This is a genomic window from Nostoc sp., assembly GCF_036919615.1.
In the GTDB taxonomy this organism is placed as follows: Bacteria; Cyanobacteriota; Cyanobacteriia; order Cyanobacteriales; family Nostocaceae; genus Nostoc.
Window position 1 is genome coordinate 1 of the sequence record NZ_JBALCN010000021.1, and the last position, 22389, is coordinate 22389.

General features: G+C 42.2%; 23 protein-coding genes. 12 read left to right on the plus strand and 11 right to left on the minus strand.

Features of this window, described 5'->3' with window-relative positions:
• Positions 1 to 232 precede the first annotated feature (232 nt).
• Positions 233 to 382: a hypothetical protein gene (locus V7K48_RS07555; RefSeq protein WP_335071086.1), complete on the minus strand. Its 150-nt coding sequence runs from the start codon at positions 380 to 382 to the stop codon at positions 233 to 235.
• A 448-nt stretch (positions 383 to 830) separates the two neighbouring features.
• Here V7K48_RS07555 and V7K48_RS07560 point away from each other — a divergent pair, with 448 nt between their 5' ends.
• The 5 genes from V7K48_RS07560 (at position 831) to V7K48_RS07580 (ending at position 5739) form a co-directional block, all read left to right on the plus strand.
• Positions 831 to 2282: a nicotinate phosphoribosyltransferase gene (locus V7K48_RS07560; protein WP_335071088.1), complete on the plus strand. Its 1452-nt coding sequence runs from the start codon at positions 831 to 833 to the stop codon at positions 2280 to 2282.
• Between the two features lie 4 nt (positions 2283 to 2286).
• Positions 2287 to 2886 carry a nicotinate-nucleotide adenylyltransferase gene (locus V7K48_RS07565; RefSeq protein ID WP_335071127.1) on the plus strand — a complete coding sequence of 200 codons (600 nt, stop codon included), beginning with the start codon at positions 2287 to 2289 and terminating at the stop codon, positions 2884 to 2886.
• Positions 2847 to 3593: an NUDIX hydrolase gene (locus V7K48_RS07570; RefSeq protein ID WP_335071090.1), complete on the plus strand. Its 747-nt coding sequence runs from the start codon at positions 2847 to 2849 to the stop codon at positions 3591 to 3593. Before V7K48_RS07565 ends, V7K48_RS07570 begins: the two co-directional genes overlap by 40 nt.
• Before the next feature lie 122 nt (positions 3594 to 3715).
• Positions 3716 to 5455: an NAD+ synthase gene (locus tag V7K48_RS07575; RefSeq protein ID WP_335071092.1), complete on the plus strand. Its 1740-nt coding sequence runs from the start codon at positions 3716 to 3718 to the stop codon at positions 5453 to 5455.
• Positions 5452 to 5739 (plus strand): transferase hexapeptide repeat containing protein, encoded by a 288-nt coding sequence (locus V7K48_RS07580; protein ID WP_442949422.1) that lies wholly within the window; start codon positions 5452 to 5454, stop codon positions 5737 to 5739. Before V7K48_RS07575 ends, V7K48_RS07580 begins: the two co-directional genes overlap by 4 nt.
• A gap of 166 nt (positions 5740 to 5905) precedes the next feature.
• Here V7K48_RS07580 and V7K48_RS07585 read toward each other — a convergent pair whose 3' ends face one another.
• A complete protein-coding gene (locus tag V7K48_RS07585; protein WP_335071094.1) occupies positions 5906 to 6196 on the minus strand; it encodes a hypothetical protein in 291 nt (96 codons plus the stop codon).
• A 97-nt stretch (positions 6197 to 6293) separates the two neighbouring features.
• Positions 6294 to 9572 (minus strand): leucine-rich repeat domain-containing protein, encoded by a 3279-nt coding sequence (locus tag V7K48_RS07590; protein ID WP_335071096.1) that lies wholly within the window; start codon positions 9570 to 9572, stop codon positions 6294 to 6296.
• 399 nt (positions 9573 to 9971) lie between these two features.
• Between V7K48_RS07590 and V7K48_RS07595 the strand changes: the two genes are divergently transcribed.
• Positions 9972 to 10880, plus strand: coding sequence for a peptidoglycan-binding domain-containing protein (locus V7K48_RS07595; RefSeq protein WP_335071098.1), 909 nt, complete (start codon positions 9972 to 9974; stop codon positions 10878 to 10880).
• A 186-nt stretch (positions 10881 to 11066) separates the two neighbouring features.
• Here V7K48_RS07595 and hemJ read toward each other — a convergent pair whose 3' ends face one another.
• From hemJ to psbQ, 4 genes are all read right to left on the minus strand, one after another.
• Complete coding sequence (gene hemJ / locus V7K48_RS07600; protein ID WP_335071100.1) at positions 11067 to 11648, minus strand: protoporphyrinogen oxidase HemJ; 582 nt, start codon at positions 11646 to 11648, stop codon at positions 11067 to 11069.
• A 300-nt stretch (positions 11649 to 11948) separates the two neighbouring features.
• Positions 11949 to 12800, minus strand: a complete 852-nt coding sequence (locus V7K48_RS07605) for an alpha/beta fold hydrolase (protein ID WP_335071102.1) — start codon at positions 12798 to 12800, stop codon at positions 11949 to 11951.
• Positions 12801 to 12923: 123 nt separating this feature from the next.
• On the minus strand, positions 12924 to 14111 hold the full coding sequence (locus V7K48_RS07610; RefSeq protein WP_335071104.1) for an NAD(P)/FAD-dependent oxidoreductase: 1188 nt from the start codon (positions 14109 to 14111) through the stop codon (positions 12924 to 12926).
• A gap of 235 nt (positions 14112 to 14346) precedes the next feature.
• Positions 14347 to 14802, minus strand: coding sequence for a photosystem II protein PsbQ (psbQ, locus tag V7K48_RS07615; RefSeq protein ID WP_335071106.1), 456 nt, complete (start codon positions 14800 to 14802; stop codon positions 14347 to 14349).
• On the opposite strand from psbQ, the gene V7K48_RS07620 reads away from it, so the two are divergent.
• Positions 14775 to 15008, plus strand: coding sequence for a hypothetical protein (locus V7K48_RS07620; RefSeq protein WP_335071108.1), 234 nt, complete (start codon positions 14775 to 14777; stop codon positions 15006 to 15008). The genes psbQ and V7K48_RS07620 overlap by 28 nt on opposite strands.
• 305 nt (positions 15009 to 15313) lie before the next feature.
• Here V7K48_RS07620 and V7K48_RS07625 read toward each other — a convergent pair whose 3' ends face one another.
• A complete protein-coding gene (locus tag V7K48_RS07625) occupies positions 15314 to 15442 on the minus strand; it encodes a hypothetical protein (protein WP_335071132.1) in 129 nt (42 codons plus the stop codon).
• Positions 15443 to 15603: 161 nt separating this feature from the next.
• Positions 15604 to 16755, minus strand: coding sequence for an MGDG synthase family glycosyltransferase (locus V7K48_RS07630; protein WP_335071110.1), 1152 nt, complete (start codon positions 16753 to 16755; stop codon positions 15604 to 15606).
• 346 nt (positions 16756 to 17101) lie between these two features.
• On the opposite strand from V7K48_RS07630, the gene V7K48_RS07635 reads away from it, so the two are divergent.
• Positions 17102 to 17257: a hypothetical protein gene (locus V7K48_RS07635; RefSeq protein ID WP_335071112.1), complete on the plus strand. Its 156-nt coding sequence runs from the start codon at positions 17102 to 17104 to the stop codon at positions 17255 to 17257.
• A gap of 21 nt (positions 17258 to 17278) precedes the next feature.
• Here the strand turns inward: V7K48_RS07635 and V7K48_RS07640 are convergent, their stop codons facing one another.
• Positions 17279 to 17452: a hypothetical protein gene (locus V7K48_RS07640; protein WP_335071114.1), complete on the minus strand. Its 174-nt coding sequence runs from the start codon at positions 17450 to 17452 to the stop codon at positions 17279 to 17281.
• A 347-nt stretch (positions 17453 to 17799) separates the two neighbouring features.
• Between V7K48_RS07640 and V7K48_RS07645 the strand changes: the two genes are divergently transcribed.
• From V7K48_RS07645 to V7K48_RS07660, 4 genes are all read left to right on the plus strand, one after another.
• Positions 17800 to 18228 carry a hypothetical protein gene (locus V7K48_RS07645; RefSeq protein WP_335071116.1) on the plus strand — a complete coding sequence of 143 codons (429 nt, stop codon included), beginning with the start codon at positions 17800 to 17802 and terminating at the stop codon, positions 18226 to 18228.
• A 97-nt stretch (positions 18229 to 18325) separates the two neighbouring features.
• Entirely contained in the window at positions 18326 to 19099 is a 774-nt protein-coding gene (locus tag V7K48_RS07650; protein WP_335071118.1) for a hypothetical protein, read from the plus strand.
• 56 nt (positions 19100 to 19155) lie between these two features.
• Positions 19156 to 20343, plus strand: a complete 1188-nt coding sequence (locus V7K48_RS07655) for an NB-ARC domain-containing protein (RefSeq protein WP_335071120.1) — start codon at positions 19156 to 19158, stop codon at positions 20341 to 20343.
• On the plus strand, positions 20343 to 21761 hold the full coding sequence (locus V7K48_RS07660) for a tetratricopeptide repeat protein (RefSeq protein WP_442949423.1): 1419 nt from the start codon (positions 20343 to 20345) through the stop codon (positions 21759 to 21761). The genes V7K48_RS07655 and V7K48_RS07660 overlap by 1 nt, the downstream gene beginning before the upstream one ends.
• Positions 21762 to 21996: 235 nt before the next feature.
• Here the strand turns inward: V7K48_RS07660 and V7K48_RS07665 are convergent, their stop codons facing one another.
• Positions 21997 to 22236 carry a hypothetical protein gene (locus V7K48_RS07665; RefSeq protein ID WP_335071125.1) on the minus strand — a complete coding sequence of 80 codons (240 nt, stop codon included), beginning with the start codon at positions 22234 to 22236 and terminating at the stop codon, positions 21997 to 21999.
• Between the last annotated feature and the right edge of the window lie 153 nt (positions 22237 to 22389).

Consider the following 22389-nt stretch of genomic DNA (forward strand, 5'->3'; position numbering starts at 1 on the left):
TAGATAATCATATTGGTGCTATTTGGTATTTTATTCATCATTATAATTCTTGTTATAGCGCCTAATTTTATTATCACTACATATTTACCACTACCAATAAATTTAGGGGCTTGTATCCAAATTATTTTTTGGTCAGAGGCTTTGATTTTTGCTCCCCTTCCCTCGTAGGGAAGGGGTTGGGGGTTAGGTCTCTATTCGACTCAACACAGAAGCACTATATATTCAACATCTACTAAGTATCATCCGTCCGCTTATCGTAAGGCTCACCTGTAAAAGGTTGTACGCCAATAGAAGGATAAGCATCATCATTAAGGCCAAAAATCCGCATTGCAGCTTCAGAAATATACCGGGTTATATTCGCAATGATTTGGGAAATAGCCATAATATTTGACTCCTTTTTTCGAGTCGTTTTAATTTTGATACCTATACTCTAATGCTGATATTGTTGACTGGCTCTAATTCTCAATATATTGAGAATATATGCAATGTTTATTCAGATAACTTCGCAATACTTTAGTTTATCAAAAAGTCAAACTTTTCTCACTAATCCTAATCGTAACATAGTTATTTCTCCAACCCCAGTCTAGGAAAGAGGCTGGCAAAAAACTAGCTTTCCCAGGATATTATTTTATTTGATTAGCTGCCTGTCTAATTAACATTATTGCTAGCTATTACTATTAAAAAATATAAAATTATTCATAAAGTTAGTATTAATTTGCCTATAAATCTCCGGTTTTGCAGCATCTCTGAAATATATTCGCCGGGAGTTGACATTATTTATGGTAAATATTACCATAAATAATAGAAGCATCTTGTAAGGAAGCTCTTGCATGACAATTTTTTTGCCAGATTTGGACTATGTACATAAACAGCAAAGCCAGCAAAACCAGGAACTAAACCTCTCTGGAGATGACTACAGCTTGCTGACCGATCTTTATCAGTTGACAATGGCAGCTTGTTACACAGGCGAAGGTATAGAACAACGACGGGCAAGCTTTGAATTGTCTGTAAGACGTTTGCCAGAGGGTTTTGGTTATTTAATTGCAATGGGGCTGACACAGGCATTGGAATATTTAGCCAAAATCCGCTTTAGTCCCTCGCAAATTGCGGCATTACAGGCAACAGGAATTTTTGCTGACGCTAGCGATCGCTTTTGGTCACTTTTAGCTGAGGGAAAGTTTACGGGTGATGTTTGGGCAGTACCAGAAGGGACGGCTGTGTTTGCCAATCAACCACTACTGCGGGTGGAAGCACCCCTTTGGCAAGCACAACTAGTAGAAACTTACCTTTTGAATACGATTAATTACCAGACTTTGATTGCCACAAAGGCAGCACGGGTGCGGGATGTCGCGGGGGAGTCAGCAACACTTTTAGAATTTGGCACAAGACGAGCATTTAGTCCGCAAGGGTCTTTGTGGGCGGCACGGGCGGCCTTGGCAGGTGGGTTAGATTCCACTTCTAATGTGTTAGCAGCGCTACAACTGGGACAAAAGCCAAGTGGTACGATGGCACACGCCCTGGTGATGGCGTTGTCAGCAATAGAAGGCACTGAAGAACAAGCTTTTAGTGCATTTCATCGATATTTTCCGGGTGCGCCATTGTTGATTGATACTTACGATACCGTTGCTGCTGCCCAGCGCTTGGCCCAAAAAGTAAATTCCGGGGAAATGCAATTAACAGGAGTGAGACTGGACTCAGGAGATTTAGTTACCTTGTCAAAACAGGTGCGATCGCTTCTTCCCGGTGTGCCAATTTTTGCCAGTGGCGACTTGGATGAGTGGGAAATTGCCAGGTTAAAAGCCGCTGGGGCCCAAATTGATGGTTACGGACTGGGAACACGATTAGTTACAGGTTCTCCCGTAAATGGAGTTTATAAACTTGTAGACATTGATGGTATCCCAGTGATGAAGCAGTCGAGTGGTAAGATTACTTATCCAGGACGCAAGCAGATTTTTCGCTCGTTTACGGGAGGTAAGGTAAAAGGAGATAGGTTGGGACTAGTAGGTGAAAGTCCTCTGGACGAAGAACCTTTGTTGCAGTTGGTAGTGCAAGAAGGTGAACGGGTGCAGCCGTTGGAGTCGTTGGCAACAATTCGTCAGCGTACTGCCGCCTCAGTTGCCAGTTTGCCACAACAAACACGGCATTTAGATCATCCTGTGGCGGTGCAGGTGGAGATTTCTACCGCACTGCAAGAGTTGACTGAGGAAACTAAGAAACGAACCGCATACTCCTACAAAGAAGCAAGCTACGCGCAGCGTCTTGTAGAAAAGGACGCAAAGTAAGATGATGAGAATTGCTTTGTTTGGTACTAGTGCCGATCCACCAACTGCTGGACATCAAGAAATTCTAAGTTGGTTATCTGAGCGTTATGATTGGGTGGCAGTTTGGGCAGCGGATAATCCTTTTAAGTTCCATCAAACACCCTTAGAGCATCGGGCGGCAATGCTGCAACTGTTGATTACGGATATAGGTGTGCCACGGCACAATATTGCTTTGGAACAAGAATTGAGTAGCTTCAGAACACTGGAAACAGTAGAAAAAGCGAAAGTTACTTGGGGTGAGGACGCTGAATTGACGTTGGTAATTGGTTCAGATTTACTGAGTCAGCTACCACATTGGTATCGCGTTGAAGATTTGTTACAGGAAGTGCAACTACTGATCGTGCCACGACCGGGATATGCAATAGATGAGTCTAGTTCAGAGGTAGTGCAAAAGCTGGGAGGGAAGATTGCGATCGCTAGTCTGACCGGTCTAGATGTTTCCTCAACAGCGTACCGCGAATATGGAGATTCTCAAGCCCTTACAGCCCCTGTAGTTGCCTATATTAATCGAGAGCATTTGTACGAATGCCAGGACGTTCCCAAAAAAAGATTCCAACTCCATTAAACCAACAACCTTTGGCTGATTTCAAGGTTGGTGTTGATAATGTAATTTTTTCTGTAGATACTGCACAAAATCGGCTGTTAGTTTTACTAGTAATGCGACAGCAAGAACCATTTTTAAATCATTGGAGTCTTCCCGGTACTTTGGTGCGTCCAGGAGAGTCTTTAGAAGATGCCGCCTATCGCATTATGGCGGAGAAAATTAAGGTCAACAATCTCTATTTAGAACAACTGTATACCTTTGGAGGACCGAATCGCGATCCACGAGAAGCAACCAATAGTTATGGTGTGCGTTATCTATCAGTTAGTTACTTTGCGCTAGTGCGATTTGAGGAAGCCAAATTAATTGCCGATCGCATGACTGGCATAGCTTGGTATCCGGTAAAACAAGTGCCGCAATTAGCTTTTGACCATAATCAAATTCTCGCCTATGGGCACAGGCGGTTGCGAAATAAACTAGAGTATAGTCCGGTGGCTTTTGAAGTCTTGCCAGAAATGTTCACCTTAAATGATTTATATCAGTTATACGCCACAGTTTTAGGTGACAACTTTTCCGATTATTCTAATTTTCGGGCGCGTCTACTCAAATTAGGTTTTTTATGCGATACCGGAATTAAGGTATCACGGGGTGCTGGTCGTCCAGCTAGTTTGTATAAGTTTGATGCTGAAGCTTTTGCTCCCTTAAAAGATAAAGCTTTGGTGTTTATTTAACCAATCTCTACCCAAAGTCCAGAATTAAAAGTCTCAAGTTCAGAGTCACTTATTTTGAGCCTTTACCAATGACCAATGACTCTTGACAAATGACCAATGACCAATGACTAATAACAAACAAAATGAAAATTGCGATCGCTCAAATTAATCCGACAATTGGTGATTTGCTTTTAAATGCCCAGACAATCCTAGAGGCGGCACAACGAGCTGCATCTAGCGGTGCGCGTTTGTTGTTGACACCAGAACTTTCTTTGTGTGGCTATCCACCAAGGGATTTATTACTAAATCCTAGTTTTGTGGAAGCGATGGGCATCACTTTACAAAACTTGGCCCAGGATTTACCACCAAATTTAGCTGTGTTGGTAGGAACTGTTGAACAGAACCTGAAAGCGTCTATTACTGGCGGTAAAACATTATTTAACAGTATGGCTTTGTTAGAGAATGGCAAGGTCAAACAACTTTTTCACAAACGACTTTTGCCTACTTACGATGTATTTGACGAACGTCGTTATTTTGAACCAGGCTTGCAAGCTAATTATTTCACTCTAGATAATATCCATATTGGCGTAACTATTTGCGAAGATTTATGGAACGATGAAGAATTTTGGGGGAAACGGAGTTATGCAGTAAATCCGATTGCTGACTTAGCAATTTTGGGTGTAGATTTGATTGTAAATTTGTCTGCTTCCCCCTACACTGTCGGCAAGCAGCAGTTTCGCGAAACAATGCTCAGGCATAGTGCAGTCCGTTTTCAACAACCGATTATTTATGCTAATCAGGTTGGCGGAAATGATGACCTAATTTTTGATGGGCGTAGTTTTGCCTTGAATCGTCAAGGTGAAATTATCTGTCGCGCCCGTGGTTTTGACACCGATTTAGTAGTAGTCGAATTTGATGAGGCGCAACGGGATTTACAGCTGGGTTCTCTAGCACCTGCGTATGAATCGGAAGATGAAGAAATTTGGCAAGCTTTGGTTTTAGGAGTTCGAGATTATGCTCGCAAGTGTCGCTTTTCTAAAGTAGTATTGGGTCTAAGTGGCGGGATTGATTCTGCAATAGTAGCTGCGATCGCAACTGCTGCACTTGGTAAAGAAAATGTCCTTGGTGTTCTCATGCCTTCCCCTTATAGTTCGGAGCATTCCATTAGTGATGCTGTGGCATTAGCCGAAAATTTGGGGATTAAGACTAATCTTTTACCGATTAGGGAGTTAATGCAAGGCTTTGATCAAACATTAGGCGATTTGTTTGCAGGTACTGAGTTTGGACTGGCAGAAGAGAATATCCAATCTCGGATTCGCGGTAATTTATTAATGGCGATCGCTAATAAATTTGGCTATCTTCTCCTATCTACGGGTAATAAGTCAGAAATGGCGGTTGGTTACTGTACCCTCTACGGCGATATGAATGGCGGGTTAGCAGTAATTGCAGATGTTCCTAAAACCCGTGTGTATTCACTTTGCCAATGGTTAAATCGTGATGTCTACGACGGGCTACGCCTACGCGAAATCATTCCGCAAAACGTCTTGACTAAACCACCCAGCGCCGAACTCAAACCAGGTCAAGTTGATCAAGACTCTCTACCGCCTTACGAAATTTTGGACGATATTTTGCAACGTCTAATTCATAATCACCAATCAGCAGCGCAAATTGTTACAGCCGGTCACGAGCCGGTAATTGTAGACAGAGTAATTCAAATGGTGGCGCGAGCTGAATTTAAACGGCGACAAGCACCCCCCGGCTTAAAAATCACCGATCGCGCCTTTGGAACTGGTTGGGGAATGCCAATTGCTAGTAACTGGGTTGGTGTCAAAAACGCTTACCACACTAAAAGCATAGCTACACCTAACCTTAGTTTGTTGTGATGGACAAAATGCTCATCCGCGTTGTCCAGGCGCGGATAAGCATTACCATTGAAACTAAATTATCAAAGAAAATTATGTTAGATGAAGCAAATTTTGAACAACGTTTAGCGACTCTTGAACAAACAGTTGCAGATATCAAACATCGAGTCATTAATGCGCCTACCTCTAGTAATTGGCTGGAAAAGGTTATTGGCTCAATCTCTGATGAACCAGTATTTTTGGAAGCTTTAGAGTATGGTCGGTCATTACGCCACGCTGACATACAGCGTTTTTCAGGTAAATGAGGTATGCAGGTAGGGGCACAACATTGTTCATTGGTGTCAACTTAAGCTCAAACATTCAATTTCCCGTTCTTTTAGATCCCCCAACCCCCTTTAAAAGGGGGCACTCGATTCTAGTTCCCCCCTTTTTAAGGGGGGTTAGGGGGGATCAAAATCTCGCCTTCACTGTTTAACTTCTGAACTCGAAGATTGCACCTTTTAACACCAATTGTCGAGTTAAAAGGGCGATCGCTTCACCTTCAACCCTCGAAGTTGCACCTTTAACCCTCGAAGTTGCGCCTTTAACCCTCGAAGTTGCACCTTTAACCCTCGAAATTGCCCCTTTAACCCTCAAAGCTGCACCTTTAACCCTCGAAGTTGAGCCTTTAATCCTCGCAGTTGCACCTTTTATCCTCGCAGTTGCACCTTTAATCCTCAAAGTTGCGCCTTTAACCCTCATCATTCTACTTTTGAACTTCAAACTTGCACTTTAGAAGATAAATTGTCTAGTTAAAAGGGCGTAAGTCTAGCTTGTCGGAGACATTGCTCAACCTCTGAGCTTAATCAATAGGTTATTTTTACTCATCTAAACGCTGTGCGATCGCATTCAGCAATGACTCAAAGTCTGATTCGCTGTGAATATCAGGGGTGAGCGTGTTCATATCTTTTAGCAAGTTGGTTAGTTCGGCGATCGTGTTGCGAATCTCAGTGTATTGGTCAATTTCTTCACGAAATCCCTGCAAATTAGCTGCACCAACTTCTCTCATCCCTTCGTCTAATTCTTTAATTTCGTCTTCCCAATGCTTAATATATTTAAGTCTTGCAACAGGTTTATAAATTTGGGCATCTGCTAACACAATCGGGAAAATTCGATTATAAAATTCACCATTTTTAGCAATTTGCACTAGCTCAAACATGCAATTGGAAGATTTTAAATACTTGTCACTAATAACTGCGATCGCACATTTACCGCGTCCAATCCGTTCCATGAAGGCTTTAATTAATCCTTTGTAGCCCAAATCGCGTTTGTCCCTGATGATTTTGATTCCTTTTGCCTGCAAAGTCTCATCCAGTTGATTGACAAATTGCTCACTTTCTCCACCCCAAGCATAAGAGATGAAAATTTCCTTCTCGAACTCCATTGCAGATTGACTATTCATGATAGGTTTTTCTTCTTGATTGCTATCTCGTAGTCGATGTGTCAATGATTCATCTCTTTTTTGTTCCAGTTCATTTTGCAACTGTGCAACCTGGGGGTTGAGTTGCTTATCTGGTCTATCGGGTTGCAACATGACATCATCAATTAACCTACGGATATCCACCATTTCATAGCTATTTTCGCACTCAATTTGGTAACGACCAGCGCTCAAACGTTTGTTGAGTTTGTCAAGAGAATAGGAATAAGGTGTAGGGAGATTTTTGCAAGTTTCGCAGTTACAAGGAACTAAAGTTTGATATTGCAAACGTTCGTAAGAGTTGTGGATTTTTTCAAGTTCATGGGTGATGACTGCCATCAATTCTTTTTTGCGGTTTCCGGCTACACGGATTTTAATTTCGCGTTGATTGGAGTTTTCAATGATTTCAGCACAAGTTTGGTCTTTGTTCAGAACAACACTATTTTTCCAAACGAGTTTTTGCTGTTCAATCCAAGGATGCGTTTCGACGATAAACCGGGTGAGGATGCCTTTAGGCATGAATGTATAAATGTAGCGGAGGATGAGGTTGTTTGTGTCATCCCAGGTATAATCAGCTTTTTCAATGGAAAGCAATTGTGGGGCAATATAAATGTCACGACGACCGGGAATTTCGTAGCAAAGCTTGAACCGCATCATTAATTGCAGGAGTTCATCTCCCATATCAGCATATTCATCCTCTTGCCAAATATCTTTGAGGTCGTCTTTGGTAAAACAACCGAGATTTTGCTTGACAGTTTGATTGTCCAAAACTTTGTAAACGGCAATAGTTCCCCATTCTGGTTTGAGGATGACGTAGTGTTTGAGTGTAGAATCTTCTTGAAAGTGAAGACAAACGCCGAGGTCGTGTAAATAGCTGCTCAAGTGCAGCATGTCTTTACGATCAGTTAAATTATTGATTCGACAAAGAGTAAAGTATTCTTCAACGCTGATGTAATTTCTCGAATAGTTCTCTAAGGCTGCTCTGACTCTTACCCAAAGTTTTGGTAGAGGTGTACCAACGTGGTCAAGATTGCTGATGTATAACTCAATAGCCTTTTTAATCTCTACTAAACCGCGATTATCAGCTAAATTGGTTGCCAGAATTTCCTTGAGGTTGTCAAATTCTCCTCGTAACTGCCCCCCATCGATTTCGCACTGACGGTCTTGTTTTTCGTTTTTGATGATGAAAACTGGGCTTTTATCACTCAAGAGTTCGACAACCTTCAGCCACCAGTAAAAATCAGTGTTTTCTTTGCGAGTATCGGCAACTAAGGCATAGAGAGAACGCTTGCTAAGGAAAAACTGATGGGTTTGGTGGTAGATTGATTGACCACCAAAGTCCCAGACGTTGACGCGAAAATCTTTGCCATTGGGCAGTGTGAAGTGCCACTGGATGACTTCAATGCCTTCGGTTGATTTTTCTTTTGGCTGGAGTTCGTAGGTTTCATTGCTGATTTTCTTGGCTAAAGAGGTTTTACCTGCTCCCCCTTCGCCAACAATCAAGAATTTTGCTTCGTAGAAGGGTTCAGTTTCAGTTGGATCTTGCCCCCGGAAATAGAAATCCAGAATTTCATTCACATCACCAGGTTGTTCAAATAAACTCTTCGATCCCAAAATCTCTGGTGGAATGGGGATTGGATTTCCACGCAGATCCAGTTTTTTCAAGTTTGTTAATTGCCTAATTTCCGGTGGTAGACTGCTCAGTTGATTGTCGCTGAGGTTGAGCGATCGCAGGTTGGTAAGTTGGACTATTTCCCCTGGCAAACTGCTCAGTTGATTACTGCTGAGGTTGAGGGTTTCCAGGTTGGTGAGTTGGACAAATTCTGGTGGCAGACTGCTAAGTTGATTGTCGCTGAGGTTGAGCGATCGCAGGTTAGTGAGTTGGACTATTTCTGATGGCAGACTGCTCAGTTGATTACTCCAGAGGTAGAGCGTTTGCAGGTTTGTGAGTTGAACAAATTCCGGTGGCAGACTACTCAGTTGATTACCCCAGACGTATAGCGATCGCAGATTGGTAAGTTGGACTATTTCAGATGGTAAACTGCTCAGTTGATTCCTGCTGAGGTTGAGCGTTTGCAGGTTGGTAAGTTGGACTATTTTAGATGGCAGACTGCTCAGTTGATTCCTGCTGAGGTTGAGCGATCTCAGGTTGGCGAGTTGGACTATTTCCGGTGGCAGACTGCTCAGTTGATTCCTGCGGAGATTGAGGGTTTGCAGGTTGGTGAGTTGGACAATTTCTGCTAGCAGACTGCTCAGTCGATTGTTTTCAAGGTGGAGCGATCGCAAGTTGGTGAGTTGGACTATTTCTGGGGGCAAACTGCTCAGTTGATTGTTTTCGAGGTGGAGTGTTTGCAGGTTGGTGAGTTGGACTATTTCTGGTGACAACCTGCTCAGTTGATTGTTTTCAAGGTGGAGTGATCGCAAGTTGGTGAGTTGGACTATTTCTGGTGGCAACCTGCTCAGTTGATTGTTTTCAAGGTGGAGTGTTTGCAGGTTGGTGAGTTGGACTATTTCTGGTGACAACCTGCTCAGTTGATTGTTTTCAAGGTGGAGCGATCGCAGGTTGGTGAGTTGGCCAATTTCCGGTGGCAGCGTTGTTAAGCCTTCGCCAGAAAGGTCTAATTTTGTCACCTTGTCTCTGACAGCTTGTTCAATAATTTCCAGCAGTTCTTCGTTAGTCATTTCGGGTTTTACAGAGGCGATGCCTGACGACGAGTTGCTGCTTGGACGCGCAGCAGAGAAATTGAGCTAATTAATAATCTAGCCTGTATTAAGGATTGCATTCAGGCAATGTGCGTTAGCGTAGCCCGCCCTTAGACATCATCGCAGACTCCTACGCCCCTACGAAATCGTTCACCATTCAACCTCTGAACTTGAACCATATTACGGAAAAAATTTAATATATATTGCCAATAAATAGTTTTTTGTTCAGTATAATCTCTGTGAATTTTTGTGTGCTGAATCATAAATTAATAGTAAAAATTGTGACATCATATTTCAGACAAGAGTATAGTTTCAAACAACATCAATCTTGAAAATGATGTTTATACTTAGAAGTGAGTAAATGAAAGCAGGTGCATAATGAAACTACAAGATTTCTTGGGAAAAGAGAAGAAATGGTCATTTGATGCGATCGCACAAGATGAAGAATTGTCTCGTCAGATTCAGATACTATTAATCGGCTTAGATTTGCTGGAACCTCCAGCCGATGGGAAATTTGGCCCTGTTTCTGTAATATCTCTCAAAAAATTTCAAGAATTAGCAAAGACTGGAGAGAATGACTTTTTAGGAGCAATCACAGCCAAGAAACTGATTGAAACCAAAATAGACGATCTTCCTAAACCCCCCTTAAAACTTGGTAATGATATTGCCAGCAGAATTGTGAAATACTTGCAATCTAAAAGTTATCAGGTATTTACCAATCCAAAAGAATACAACATTGTTTATGTAGAGGGTATAGATGCAGACTGGACTCTCAACAGTGATACACCCAATCAATTTAATGATCGGCGGATTGTCATTGAAGTAGTAAATGGTGTTCCCAAAATCGTAGATCACTGGGAAGCTACTACAGAACCAGGGAATTACTATACTTATCATCCGATGAATCCTAAAGGAGCAGCTAGGATTCAGTTTGGACAATACAAAGCTTGGGCTGTTGGCATCCACGGCACAGCAGAGCCTCACGAAGCATTAGTGCAAGTTGGAGATATAACTGTTTGTAGAGATTTCAACCAAGATTTTAAACGGACTGGCGACAAACTTGATACAGGTGATGATTTTTCTGTGAATCAACACTACGGCTTTGATTTCCCCAGGAATGATATTCGTCTTGCTAGTGCGGGTTGTTTAGTAGGACGGACTCGTGAGGGACATAGAGAGTTTATGGCGATTGTTAAACAAGACCGCCGTTATCTTGCTAATCACAAATATGCTTTCTACACTACCGTAATTCCTGGGGATGATCTACTCAAAAAGTTTCCAGGATGAGGTAAGCTATTCCACATTTAATTTGCACAATTTAGAGGCTGAAACTTATACCCAGAGAACGTCCAATTGGAAAACTAGATGTGGATTAGCTTAATAGGTAATTGGTAGTAGTTGCTATTGTGATGCAACGTTTGGTAGGGACGCACAAATATGCATCCCTACTTTGTGTAGAGACTGCAACTTTGTCTAACCTTGTTCTTGTGGTTGCCCTATCTGTGCCGTCAGCTTCTCTTTATCTTGCCTGCGTTTTTTGGCGTAAAGTTGAATAGTGACTGCCATCAATATAATCATGGCAAAAATGCCCCAGACAGTGATATCCGTAGGTAGATTATTCTTAAACACAGCCAGCAGGACGATCGCTACTAACATAACTGTCGGTGCTTCATTTAAAGCACGTAATTGCTGACTATTCCAGCCACATTCATCTACTGCTAATTTCTTCATCAGCCGAGCGCAGTAATGATGATAGCCAATTAAAATGGCAACAAACAACAGTTTGATATGCAACCAGCCCTCTTTTAAAACGTCCGGTTCAGTAGTTAGTAAACCGATGGCCATTGCGATCGTCAGGAACATTCCTGGGTTAGTGATGATATAGTAAAGACGCTTTTCCATAATTTGATACTGATTTTTCAGTATCGTTCGTGCTGGTTCAGGTTCAAGGTTCGCTTCAACATGATATATAAAAAGACGTACCAGGTAGAACAAACCAGCGAACCAAACTACAAATCCGACAATATGAAATGCTTTAAACCATGAATAAGCCATTAATTCCAATCTCCTTTACTTGTGATTGTGAGCCATTTTTAATAATAATAAAAAGTTCACAAATGCCGGCGGGGATAACAACACACCCTAGTTCGCAAAGACGCGATAAATTGCCGTCTTTACAATAATCAGTCCTTTGTAGAGACGGCGATTTATCGCGTCTCTTGCCTTAACCGAACCGTATTGGGATAACATTTATGAATCTAGCAAAAATCCCAAATTTATTTTTTACCATAGATATTTATCTGTAGTAATCTTGGTTTCATTTTTATAATATCGATTTTTGCCAAAGGTATATTGTTAATGAGTATCTTTCCGACGCACAAAAGGTAATAGGTCTTCCAAAATCGCTTCGTGGTAGTGTTCTTGAGGATAATGTCCGACGTTATTAAGTTTTATTAATTCAGCATTTGGTGCAGAATCTGTAAAATTTTGGGCAATGTCTACAGATAACCAAGGGTCAATCATCCCCCATTGAACCAGAATTGGCTGTTGCCATTCTTTAAAGCCAGATTCGATTTCTGTCATTGCTGAATCAAGTTGTAAATTGCGAATACTTGATAAGAGACTTCGACCAGATGCAGAAGCTTTCAAAAATGGTTTGCGATAAATATCTAAATCCTTATCTCCGATGCGATAACGGCTACCACCTTCTAGCGTCCGGTCAACTAATAGGGGGTCTTGGGTCATGACTTCACCTGCCAAAGGTAAACCCATTTGTTTAATTTTCCAGGGTAATTTAGCAGCGGTTGAAATTGGTGTATTTAGAATAGCTAAATTGGCAATTTGTTCTGGGTGACGCAAAGCATATTGTAGTCCTACAGAACCTAAAAAGCCTTGTACAACTAAAGAAAAATATTCAAGTTCTAGCGCTTTGACAAATCCCTCTAAAGCTGTAATAAAAGCATCAGGAGTATAAGCAAAATCTCGTTTTTCTGGTTTTAAAGAATTGCCGTAACCAATCCAATCTGGGGCGATCGCTCTTGTACCCTGATTCGCCAAAGCAGGTATAATATTACGCCAACTATAACTTTGTGAAACTAAGCCGTGTAGCAACAACACAGGCGCTAAGTCAGTTCTACCGATTGGTGAAGATTCGCGATAAAACCATTCCAGTGAATCTACATTGATTTTATGTTCTGTTATTGACACGCTATTTCCCTATGGATTTTGAATGTAAAAGCCTCACGCAAAAGCGCAAAGATGTTTTTTATAAAAGGGATTGGGCATTAGTTATTCTTTCTCCCCCTGCTTCCCCTGTCTCCCCTGCCTCCCTCATCTCCCCACTCCCTGAGGAATAATCATCTCACGAATTGCATAAGCTGTGGCGGGTGCTAGTAAAACGCCGTTGCGATAGTGTCCGGTAGCTAGGAGGACATTACTAAACCCTGGCAACTTACCAATAACTGGGGCTGGGCGTCCTTCAGGACGGGGACGTAACCCCAACCAAGTGCGGAGAATAGTTGCTGTGGCTAACTCTGGGCAAAAGGCGATCGCTTGTTCTCTAAGAGATTCCAGCAGTTCTTGATTTGGCGGTATCTCACCCTCCGGGTTCGCCAGTTCCTTTAACGGGGGGAACCCCCGCAACGGACTGGACTCATTTCCATTGCTGGGAAATTCCACTGTCGCACCCACCCAATAATCTCCCCCGCCCACAGGAACAATATGGACATCATTACCTGTAATTGCCGGTTGGAAGTCTGGATTGCCTAATGGATGTCCTACACGTAATTGCAACGCTTGCCCTAGTACAGGACGGATATCAATCAGTTGATTTAATTTTGCTGTCAGTGGTGTTGAACCTAGCCCAGCTGCGACTACAAACCAATCAGCGGCTATTTTTCCTTCTGTAGTCTCAAGTTGATTGCAAAATTGTGGGGAAGACTCAGGTGCTGAAGTTTGAGTATCCAAAACAGCCACACCAAATTTGAAAGTTACACCGTTTTGCTGGGCAGCCTCAACTAAAGCTAACGTGAGGGCAGTTGGATCAATTTGACGGTCTTGAGGAGAATACACAGCGCCAGTAATTTTTTTGTGTAGGCGCAGCCCGTCGTAGACATCAACTTGAGGACACATATTCTGAAGTTTAGCCGTATCCCAAATTTCTAAATGCCAGCCTTGAGAGTGGCGAATTTCTACAAGTTTTTCCCATGCTGCTAAATTCTCCTCTTCCAAACCCAGACTGAGAATTCCCTGGCGATTAAAAGGGATTTTGCGACCTGTTAAAGCTTCTAGTTCAGGAATTAAGGTTTCATAGCGTTGGATGCTAGTTTGCCGCATCTGCCAAGCCTTACCCTTGATTTTTTGGCTGATTACGCCCATCAAAACGCCAAGTGCAGCGCCCGTAGAAGCTTGTGCTGGTGGTTGCCGATCGCAAACTGTAATTTTCAGCCCTTTTACTTGACTCAGTTCATAGGCGATCGCAGCCCCAACTACACCACAACCGATAATAACTACATTCATGACTTGTGCTTAGAGTTAGAAGTGAGAAGTTATGAGTTAGAAGTCAGGAGTTAAAAATTTAAAATTCCTAACTCTTAACTCCTAACTCTTGTACAGACGCGATTAATGAGCCAGCGCGTTGCGGTGAATCCAGCGCTGTAGGCGGGTTTCCCGCCGTAGGCGACTGGTGAATCCGAAGGGGGGTTCCCCCCGTTGTAGCGACTGGCGTCGCGTCTCTACTCTTAACTCCTAATTCCTAACTCTTTTCTGTTTTAGGAAGCAGATCGAGGAATTTGTCAATGTCTGCAAAAGCAGCTTGGGAGTTACTCAAGGCAATTTCAGCATTGCCAGCACTAGTAGCTTTATCAAGTTTAACCAGGTCGTTAAACAAATCTCGCGTTATTTGACGTGCTGGGGGTTGGTCTTTGGGTAGAAGATTGGGAGTGACATAAGTCAGGTTCAGCCTTGCTTCTGTTACTGGGCCATGTATAAAGTTACGCACGTTGATCCAATCACCTCTTTGGATCAGGGTTTTCAACTCTTGTGAGCGATCGCGCACAGCCTGAATTTCAGGAACGTATGCCTGAATTCTTTCAAGTTGCGTTGCTGTGTAAGTTGGAGGTGCCACCGCGACACCAGAACCGCCACAACTAATGAGGAATGTGGCCAATAATACTAGAACAAATGAAAAAATCGAGCGTTGACGCGCCATACACTGAACTTAATTACTTTTTGTTTACCGATTACCAGTGTCATTTTAGATCGCTAGCGCAATTTATCGTTCACTCTAGTCAACTTTTAACCAAACCGCGCTGCCTGGCTGCAACTTTCATCCTCACCAACTTAACCGGGCGGCCGGCAGTTTTCTCAGTATTTAGTGGTTCGCCCAACGTGTACTATGCGATCGCTAAGGCGTAATTGTTTGGGTTCAATTATAGTAAAACCCATTGCCACAAGGCTTTATGACATAAGTCGCTACCTGCAATTACCTTACTTTTATGTTTATCGCCCGATGATTCCAGTGACCAAGCCATACCCAAAGCCTTCTGAAACTTCCTGAACCAAAGGTGTCGCTTAGTACAGTTTTGTGTAAAAACGTAGCGTTTTTAATGCAGGAGAACGCATATAACATTCCTTTGGAATGCATTGGCATTGCGTCGGGATGCATTAACAAGGCGACCGAAGCATTAGGGACTTCCAAGCAATAAATTACTCAATAAAAATCATAAGACGATATTCAAACAATAATGATAATCATCAACTTGTGCTTGAAAGCGCCGCCTTGCTGCACCTTTGAGTTGGCTTACTGTTTCTTTAAACAATTTTTTGGCTGAATCGGTTAATTCTATCAACACTCCTCTCCACCCAAAAATTAAAGTGACAATTAAATTTACTACAAAAAGGAAGAAGTAGAAGCAGCCGTCGCTGTTTCTACTTCCCCACCCTCACAATGATTATCATTCTTGTACCTGGTGATTTTATTGCTTGGAAGTCCCTTAACCTGAATCCTTACTTAAATAGGAGCTTTCAAAATTTTTTCCAAAATATCAACTGTTTCAAATACAGCCTGGTTATTAAGGGTGTTGAGATTAGCCCGGTAGTGAGAATAGTTTTCTGGTTGAATTAGCTTTTCGACAGCCCGCTCGATATTGTGAAAATTAGAAATTACAATCCCGAGTTCTTTATCCGTAATCCATTCACAAGAGAGTCTTTCCTGACTCATAGTGAAAGAATTGCGTTCTGTAATCACAGGTAACTTCATCGCCGTAGCCTCGCTGAGGCTACCAGGTCCTGGCTTACCAATAAAAAAATCGGCAAGATGCATGTAATAAGGAATGTCTTCAGTAAAGGTAGTGACAAACCGCTTTTGAAAACCTTGACTTTGACGGAGTGCTGAAGCTAACTCTTCATTTCGCCCGCAAAGAAAAATGAGTTGGAGCTTGTCTTGAAAACATTCGAGACGTTGGGCAATTTCGAGTATAACCTTAGAGCCATAACCGCCAAACAGAACCAATCCAGTGGGCAAATCTGGATCTAGATCCAAGCGTTGTCTTTCGCTTCGGCGATCAACAGTAATGGGATTGTAGAACCGGGGATTAATGACCAATCCTGATGTGCGGAAGATTCGCTTTTCCTGATGCCCCAACGCGCGTGCTTGTTCGACTGCCTGTTCAGTAGGACAGATTAAGAATTGCTCCTCTGGTTCTATCCAGAAATGAGGAGGAGAATCCGCAAAATCTGTAAGAATAGTGACGAAGGGTGTTGTGGGTATTGCTTTTTGTAAGCTTTCCCTAAGTACTCGGTTATAAAATGGAATGCAGGATACTACTAAATCCGGCTGATTCTTCCGCCAGTGACTTTCAAGCAGAGCTATCAGCTCAGAAGAATTTTGACGAATGTTTGCCTTTGCCAAAGTCCGAAGTAATGGAAATAATGGAATGAGGAATGTCCAGCCTTTTTTTAGTACCAGGTTGTAGATATCATTTCCATTCTTACCAGTCATTCTGTAGAACATATCCGCATGCTCTATATTTTCAATTTCTTCAATATTGACTAGCTTAGGTTGCCAGTTCGGCTGTTGCTTGTTGATGACTTGGGACAAAGCATTTGCAGTGCTGCGGTGTCCACCACCACCACTATAAAAAATCAAATCTATTTTTGTCATCCAGTGACCTCTTCAAAAATGACTTTGGCAAAACCGCCCCACACATCTACACTGACCAATGTCACAAGGGAACGTAGCTCAAACGGTTGCTGCATCAAAACTGCAATCATAACTTCAAGTTTGTGACTCTCAATAACTTCTCATCAAGTGCTATTAATTGTGTAAGAGGAATGGCTGAGTTGGCTTGCTGTTTCCTTGAACAATTTTATGACTGGATTAGTTAATTCTATTGACACTTCAAAGACCCAAAATGTCAACCTCAATTAATGTACTACAAAAAAGGGAAGAAGAAGCCGCCGACGTCGGCGGCTTCTTCTTCCCTTAACAATGATTATAATTATTATATTTGGTTGGTGATTTTATTCTTTGGAAGTCCCTTAACAATGCAAGCCAGTCCATTAACAAGGCAACTGATGCATTAACAATGCAAGCCGATGCATTTTTCTTGCTTTGGCGATCGCAAATCGCAGTTACGGATGGTAAGACGCGAAAAGTCAATTAGCAGAAAGGTTAAAAACAGAACCTAACGTGCAACTGAGTCCCGACAGATTAATACGGGTACTGCTGTGACTTCTAATCTTGATAAAGCCAGAGTCCGAACTGGGAAACCATTACCTTCGGTGGCAGCGATTTCGGCAGGTTTTCCCGGCTGGTAAGCAGCACACAGCTTTGAAGCCCAGTTTCTCCCAATCACCACAAAAGTTCGCCGAAAGATTCATTGCCTTCAGTTTTCTGAAGTAGAACTGACTGGAGATTCTTGTCAGCCAAGGATTTTGCAGAAAATTTTGATATTTTTTACAAAGGGCAGAGTTTCATCTGCTTTTAAGGAATTTTTAAGTATAATTACTTAATAGGTGTTAGCCAGTTCCAACAAGAAGCGATTTTTGGCATCTAATTAGTAACCAGGATTGTTAGGGAAGGATGATTTAAAGTTGCTAAATTTCAAAGGTCTTGATAAGCTGAAACACCAATATGATAAGCCTTCTGGCGGTTTTACTGTCTTCAAATTCCCCCAGACGCTGACACAATATAGGAGTATTTTTAGTGAATGCATCTGAACAAGCAACTAACCTTGAACTCGCCAGCAAAATTGCTACGGTAGTTAATTTGTTCAAATTCGAGTTTCCTGATGCCAAATCTGATCTCAAACCCTGGAAAAATGACCCAGAAACTAGGGAATTAGTCGATCCAGACTCTATAGATATTGGCTTTCACTTTCCTGGTATCAGCAAATCTTGGCGAAGTCGTAGTATTTTAATTCAAATCCGATTTTATCAAGATCCCATCAATAATTCGCGCCGTGCGATCGGTGTGGAGATAGCTGGATTTGATCATCGTGGCGAAGCGTGGCGACTTTCTACGGTAGAAAACTGGAGTATTGTCGGCGCATCTTCGCCTTCGGATGAAATTGGAGATAAGCTCAAACAGATTTGCCGACAGATTTTAGAAGTTTTTAATAAATCAAGTGAATGAAATCAACTTGTGTTAGAGAAAGTAGTAAGGAATAATACAGAGGAAAGCTTTGCGTAGGCATAGCCCAACCCAGGCATCGCTAGCCACCCATATCACAATGACCACCGTAATATTTGTACATGGCACAGGCATTAGGGAACGAGAATACAACGAAACCTTTGAGATAATTGAGCAAAAGATTCACGCCCAACGTCCTGATATCAAAGTTTCTCGCTGCCTTTGGGGTGAATTAGGTGCAAAGTTCAATGATCATCGGGCATCAGTACCCTTGGAAGATGCGACACTGGCTTTATCTCAAGCAGAAGAAGACGCAGATATTATACTGTGGGGGCAATTATACCGCGATCCCTTGTTTGAGTTACGCCTGTTGTCTTTGAAACCGATTGAAGAAGAAAATCCCTTTGGGGAACAACCAGGAGATATTTTACAATCTCATGTAGCGAGTTTCACTCCTGGATTGGAACTGCAAGCTAAGTTACAAGAGGCGGGAATTGCAGAGGTATTTGAGGAAGCGCGAGAGACTGTTATCCGCAGTGAACCATATCATCAGGCATTGCTTACAGTTACTGAATCTGATTTAAGTGAATATTATGCACCAATTGCTAGGGCAATTTTGGCTCAAGCAATGTTGATTTGTGAGGAGCAAGAAAAATTTCCCCCGGTACTTACCGATGCAAAATTGCGAGATCAAATTGGGGAATTGCTCACTCTAGCTTTAGGAGAGGCAGAATTAGGATTAATTGGTTGGTTGTTAAAGCCACTTGTTGAACTTGCGCTACCAATAGGAACAAATTATGTCAAAGGAAATCGCTTGGAAGTAACTGATAAATATTCTCCCGTTCCTGGTGATATTTTGTTGTATCAGACGTAATTGGGGAATGTGGATTAACTGTAGAGTTAGCAATAGAGCAAAATATCTTCGAGATTGTGACTAACTTTTTATCCCCAAAGTCGGGGGATTTACTCTACATTTTTTGGGCGGGACATGGTTTGATTACCTCAGAACGAGAGCGGCGGTTGCTTTGTGCTGATGCAAATAAACAGAATTGGCAGAATTTAGATTTGAATTCTTTATTAGTTTTGTTGGGTTCCGATAAATTTCAGATTCGGAATCATATTTGTATTATTGATGCCTGTGCCAATTATGTTTTAGAGTCGAAGGGAAGACCAACTAACTTAGGTGGCAAAACTTTTTTGAGTGGACAGCCAAAGCCAGATAGTCAACAATTTGTGTTACTGGCTACGCGGGAAGGAGAGAAAGCTAAGGTAAATTCTGAAAATAAAACAGGATATTTTTCTCAAGCAGTGCGGGAGGCTTTTGCAGCAGCTAATGGGAGTTTTCCCCCGAATATGAGGGAAGTTACTGAGGCAGTTCAGCAGCAATTTAACGATTTAGATAAAAAACAACTGCCAACTTATTTTTATTCCCGCAGTTGGGATGGAAATATCGAAACATTTCATTTCAACCCGTTTGATATCCCGCATAATATCCCACAGAGTCAAGCTCTTAAGTTTGTTGGGAGGGATGAGCAAATAGAACAATTGTGTCAGCTATTGCAAGCAAATGATATTGTGGCAATTAGCGATGTGATTGGGCAAGGTGGCGTGGGTAAAACAGAGTTAGCTATTCAATACTCATGGCAATACTTGGAAGATTATTCTGGTGGGTGTTGTTGGTTAAATGCCCAAGGGAGTGATTTAGGAACCCAGTTAATCAACTTTGCAATGTTTTGTTTATCTAACTTCAATCCTCCTGAGCAATTAGATACGACAGGTAAAGTTTTATATTGCTGGAAGAACTGGCAAGCAGGCAAAGTTTTATTAATATTTGATGATGTTAAAGACTGGAAACAAATTCAACCATACCTACCACCAAAAGGTTCTCGGTTTAAGGTGTTAATTACCACTCGTCTAAACACAGGGTTAATATATACCTCACTGCCGTTAGGTAAATTGTCACCAGATGCAGCTTTAGAATTATTAGCAAAGCTATTGGGAGAAGATTTAGTTAAGCAGGAGCCAGATAAAGCAAAAATACTTTGTGAATATGTGGATTATATACCCATTGGACTTTACCAAATAGCGGCTATATACCGTAAACCAGGAGGAGTATGATGCTAGCAGACATTCTCGCACAACTACAAAAGCAAGCATCAGCAGGCGAGTCTGGTGTAGCAGCAGCTTTTGAGTTGAATTGGCAAAGCTTGGAACCAGAAGCGCAAAAATTGGCTTGTCTGTTGAGTTTGTTTGCTTTGGCTCCTATCCCTTGGTCTTTGGTAGAATCAGCAGCAAGTGCTAGCCATTTGGAATTTGACTTTAAAGATAACTGCGCTGTTTTAGTTGAGCGTTATTTGCTGCAAGAATTGGCAGAGGACACCTACCAAGTTCATGATCGCATTCGGGAATTATTGCAGCAGAAGTTAGAAGATTTGGCTGAAGCAGATGAACTCAAGCGTGGCTATTGTCAAGCAATGGTAGCCGTAGCAAAAGATATTCCTCAGACACCCACATTGATAGAAATTGGTCAAGCAACTCTTGTCATCCCTCACCTTGCGGAAGCTGCCACAGTTTACCAAGCTTGGTTAAGCGATGATGATTTAATTTGGCCTTTTGTAGGCTTGAGTAGATTTTACGAAGGTCAAGGGGCTTACGTGCAAGCTTTACCGTGGCATGAGCAATGTTTATCAGCTGCTAGAAAACGTTTTGGGGATGAACACCCTGATGTGGCAACTAGCCTGAACAATTTGGCACTCCTCTACAAATCACAGGGAAGGTACAGCGATGCCGAACCTTTGTTAATCGAAGCTTTGGCGATGACAAAACGCCTGCTGGGGGATGAACACCCTGATGTGGCAACTAGCCTGAACAATTTGGCACTCCTCTACGATTCACAGGGAAGGTACAGCGATGCCGAACCTTTGTATATCCAAGCTTTGGCGATGACAAAACGCCTGCTGGGGGATGAACACCCTGATGTGGCAACTAGCCTGAACAATTTGGCACTCCTCTACAAATCACAGGGAAGGTACAGCGATGCCGAACCTTTGTTAATCGAAGCTTTGGCGATGACAAAACGCCTGCTGGGGGATGAACACCCTGATGTGGCAACTAGCCTGAACAATTTGGCACTCCTCTACGATTCACAGGGAAGGTACAGCGATGCCGAACCTTTGTTAATCGAAGCTTTGGCGATGAGAAAACGCCTGCTGGGGGATGAACACCCTGATGTGGCTACTAGCCTGAACAATTTGGCACTCCTTTACAATTCACAGGGAAGGTACAGCGATGCCGAACCTTTGTTAATCGAAGCTTTGGCGATGACAAAACGCCTGCTGGGGGATGAACACCCTGATGTGGCTACTAGCCTGAACAATTTGGCACTCCTCTACAAATCACAGGGAAGGTACAGTGATGCCGAACCTTTATATATTGAAGCTTTAGAAATTGCTGAAAAACTGTTGGGGGCAAATCATCCCAATACAATAACCTTTCGTGAAAATCTGGAAGACTTGCGGCGGAATCGTCAGCCTTGATTCAGGAGAATGGTTGCTTTTGTCTCCCGTTGGTTTCAGTAATTTAGGTAATCTGCACCGGCTGCATTACCCGCCTGGGATTCAAATCATAGTCTAATAAGTAGGCAACATAATTAATTACACAATGTCATTGCCAATGCAGCAAAGCGAAATAAAGCGATCGCAACGCCTAGAACTACTTCTCTACGATATGCTCTGCGAAGGGTGCGATCGCAATGACTGTAAATTTTTTTGTTTATCTACTTAATGAGCCTTTTAGCTCCATTAATAAGTCTTTGAGCTTCATTAATGAGCCTCTAAACTCCATTAATGAGCCTTTTAGCTCCATTAATGAGCCTTTGAGCTTCATTAATAAGCCTCTGAACTCCATTAATGAGCCTCTGAACTCCATTAATAAGTCTTTGAACTCCATTAATAAGCCTCTGAACTCCATTAATGAGCCTCTGAACTCCATTAATGAGTCTTTGAGCTTCATTAATGAGCTTCTGAACTCCATTAATGAGCCTTGCTATTTCAGATTATTCATCCGCCAGTTTTATAGAACCCATTTGATATCTTTTAGGCGAACAAGTAGAATCGACACGAACAGGTGAATTCAAACAGGTAAGGAGTGAAAATGGGGTATTCA